The sequence below is a fragment of the Parasphingorhabdus sp. genome, from assembly GCF_049667325.1.
Taxonomy (GTDB): domain Bacteria; phylum Pseudomonadota; class Alphaproteobacteria; order Sphingomonadales; family Sphingomonadaceae; genus Parasphingorhabdus.
In genome coordinates this window covers 1-3,459 of sequence record NZ_JBATHY010000183.1, presented here as the reverse complement: position 1 = coordinate 3,459, position 3,459 = coordinate 1, and the positions used below count along the sequence as shown (strand labels likewise).

Sequence of the window (3,459 nt, the reverse complement as noted above, 5' to 3'; positions counted from 1 at the left end):
TTGCCCAGCCGGTTCTGTGCCTCGGCCGAGGGGGCAAAGGTCAGCGCCGCGAACGCTAGCATCACCCCGAAGATGCGAAAATCAAATGTCATAAAAACTCACCATTTCCTGTTTAATCGCATTTAGTCTATCGGTAGACAGCATTCCATAGCCGCTTTTAACAGTGAGGACCATTCGTGCAAAAATCGATCATAGTTACAGCTCTGGCGACGCTTATCACATTTTCAGGCTCCGCAAATGCCGAAGATCACATGGCCGCGGAAGAACCCGCCCCGAAACTGGTCGTGGCCATTTCTGTCGATCAGCTTTCCGCCGATCTGTTCAGCGAGTATCGCAGCAGCTTTACCGGCGGTCTGAAACGTCTGGCGAGCGGCGTGGTGTTTCCATCCGGCTATCAGTCCCATGCCGCAACCGAGACCTGCCCGGGCCATTCCACGATCATGACCGGAGTCCATTCCGGACGCGCCGGGATCATCGCCAACAACTGGATTGACCTGTCGATCAAACGCGATGACAAGACCGTCTATTGTGCCGAGGACGAGCGCATCGATGGCACCAGTTTCGGTGATATTACAGCCGCCATGCAGGGTGATTATGTCGCCTCGGCCTGGCATTTGCTGGTGCCTACATTGGGTGAACGGCTTAAGAAAATATCGCCAAAATCCCGCAATGTCGCGGTGGCCGGCAAGGACCGGTCGGCCTTGATGATGGGCGGTAAGGATGTCGATGATATTTACTGGTGGAAGGGGAACGGGTTTGTCACCCTCGAGGGTCGTGGCACGTCGTCGTCGATGGCTGCGCTGAACCAGAGCATTGGTGAAAAAATCGACAAGGCACGCCCTGCTTATGCCGTGCCTGCCCATTGCGCCGCGCGCAACGCCAAGATCATGCATGGCGATGACCAGTCGGTCGGTGATTATGCGTTCCAGCGCCCCGACGGTGCGGCGCGAGTCTATCGCGGCTCGCCCGACTTCGACGGTTCGGTGATCGCGGCGGCAACGGCGTTGCTGAACCAACACAGACTGGGCCAGGGCGAAGCCACGGACATATTGTCCATCGGACTGGCCGCAACCGACTATATCGGCCACAGCTTTGGTACGGCCGGTCTCGAAATGTGTATCCAGATGAGCGCGCTCGACCAGTCACTCGGAGAGTTTTTCGACATATTGGATGGTCAGAATATTGACTATGTCGTCATGCTGACCGCCGATCATGGCGGTCTCGACCTGCCCGAGCGGATGCGCCTTCAGGGTGTTCCATCGGCGCAGCGGGTCGACCCCGATCTTAATGCAAAGACGATTGGCGCAACCGTCGCCAAGCAGTTGAAGATCGCGGGCGACAAGCCGGTCTTGCATGCCGACAGCCCGTTCGGTGACTATTATGTCAGTCTCGATCTTTCCGAAAAACAGCGCGCACAGGTCAAGGATAGCGCCATAGCGCTAATCGCCGCCCATCCGCAGGTAGAAAAGGTGCTCGACCATGACGACATTTCGGCGATCGAAGTCCCTAGTGAATCTCCCGAGGAATGGACACTGGCCCAGCGCGTCCGGGCGTCTTTCCACCCGGACCGGTCAGGTGATTTCATCGTCCTGCTCAAAAAGGGGATTACCCCGATTGCCTCGACCGCGCGCGGATATGTGGCAACACACGGCAGCCCGTGGGACTATGACCGCCGCGTCCCGATCCTGTTCTGGCGATCGGGAATCCAGCATTTTGAGCAGCCGCTGTCGGTGATGACCGTCGATATTGCTCCGACCTTGGCCGCGCTTGTTGGCGTCGATATCCCGGCTTATGAAACCGACGGAAAATGCCTGGATATCGACGGTGGTCCGGAGAATAGCTGCGAATGAACTACCGTCGCTGATAGCGGGTCAGGCCTTGTCCGAGGCTGTTGTTGGCAATCCGCAGCTGCTCGCCGCTCCAGTCGGCAACAAACCAGGTGTTGCGTTTCACGCCCTTGGCCAGTGACGCGCTGTTCGAGTGGATGTTGAGACCTGCCGAACTATGGTTCTTGCGCTCGGCCGCGATGGCGATGAAGGCGCTCCAGTTTTCCTTGTTCTGGCCCTGGACAAAGACATTGCCGCTGATCACCCCGGTCGCGCCGGCCGGCAGGTCGATCATGTAATTTGTCGCGCGGCCCTGCGTATCGTCAAAACTATTGTTGTTGATCGTCGCCCGGCCCGCCCGGCTTTTGACATAATGTCCGCCATTGCCTTTCTCGAAACGGCTGTTTGTCACCTTCAATGAACCGAAATCACCGATATAGATGCTGTGCGCGCACGACAGGCCGCGATCGCAACGTCCCAGACGCTGGAAGGTTGACCGGTCGATGACAATTTCGGCGCTCGGGTCATCGGCGCTCAATATGCCCTGTTCGGCGTTGCGGAACATGGCATTGTAGACATAGAGATCACCGCGTTCGATCCGGATGCCGGCACCGTTCCCGTCGGCTACCTGCTGGTTCTGGAATATGATCCCGTCAATCGTTGCTGCTTTGCCGCGCAAGACAAGCGATGCCTTGCCCTCGCAAACGCCGCCATCAAGCACGGTTTGACCAGCGACAGACGCCTTGTAGGTAATCCGGCCCGCCTTCTGGACCGCGCAATCGCCATACGCGCCGGGAGCGATGATGATCGTGGCATTATTGCCGCCGATCGCATCGACCGCGTCCGCCAGCCGGTTATAGGTCTGGCCGGTTTCCACGACGGTAAACGGCGCGACACGCTGGGCCTGAGCGGTCGTTCCGGCAATAGCGGCCGAAAAGATCGCGGCGATCAATGGGGTCGTGAATTTCATTTCGGCCATCCTGAATCGAGGGAATAGGTCAGTTTCAATATCGCGTGCCGCGATGGCAAACAATATATATACTTAGCCTGTCCCAGATGAATTCAGGCTGAGCGAGGAAAGTTAACCGGTTAATCCGGAGGGCTTATTCATTCAGATTGGGCCGCAACCATTGCCGCGCCTGATCGACGGACACGCCGCGCCTCGTGGCATATTCCTCGACCTGGTCCTCGCTGATGCGCGCGACTCCGAAATAATCGGCCTGCGGGTGGGCGAAGTAGAAACCGGAAACCGCCGCAGTCGGGGTCATCGCAAAGCCGCTGGTCAGTTCGATTCCGGTGTTGGCGGTCGCGTCGAGCATATCGAACAGGATCGGTTTCAGGCTATGGTCGGGACAGGCGGGGTAGCCGGGGGCAGGGCGGATACCCTGATATTTTTCCCGGATCAGGTCCTTGTTGTTCAAATTCTCTTCCGATCCGTAGCCCCACAGGTCCTTGCGGACATGTTCGTGCATACGTTCGGCAAAGGCTTCGGCCAGACGGTCAGCGAGCGCTTTCAACAAGATGCTGTTATAGTCATCCTTGTCCATTTCGAACCGCTGGACATGTTCGTCGATGCCATGCCCGGTTGTGACCGCGAAACCGCCAATCCAGTCATCTTCGCTGTCAATGAAAT

3 protein-coding genes are annotated in these 3,459 nt (G+C 57.7%); 1 reads left to right on the top strand and 2 read right to left on the bottom strand.

Annotation, left to right across the window (positions count from 1 at the left end; genetic code table 11):
- Positions 1 to 251: 251 nt before the first annotated feature.
- Complete coding sequence (locus WBM93_RS08145) at positions 252 to 1,850, top strand: alkaline phosphatase family protein (RefSeq protein ID WP_424430659.1); 1,599 nt, start codon at positions 252 to 254, stop codon at positions 1,848 to 1,850.
- Between the two features lies 1 nt (position 1,851).
- Here WBM93_RS08145 and WBM93_RS08140 read toward each other — a convergent pair whose 3' ends face one another.
- Together WBM93_RS08140 and WBM93_RS08135 are read right to left on the bottom strand one after the other, a co-directional pair.
- Complete coding sequence (locus WBM93_RS08140) at positions 1,852 to 2,796, bottom strand: right-handed parallel beta-helix repeat-containing protein (protein WP_424430656.1); 945 nt, start codon at positions 2,794 to 2,796, stop codon at positions 1,852 to 1,854.
- A 133-nt stretch (positions 2,797 to 2,929) separates the two neighbouring features.
- Positions 2,930 to 3,459: vitamin B12 dependent-methionine synthase activation domain-containing protein (locus WBM93_RS08135; protein ID WP_424430653.1), on the bottom strand; the 530-nt coding region annotated here is incomplete at its 5' end.

Coding starts and splice junctions, on each gene's coding strand:
- WBM93_RS08145 (WP_424430659.1), top strand. CDS start 252: ATGGCCGCGGAAGAACCCGCCCCGAAACTGGTCGTGGCCATTTCTGTC.
- WBM93_RS08140 (WP_424430656.1), bottom strand. CDS start 2,796: ATGAAATTCACGACCCCATTGATCGCCGCGATCTTTTCGGCCGCTATT.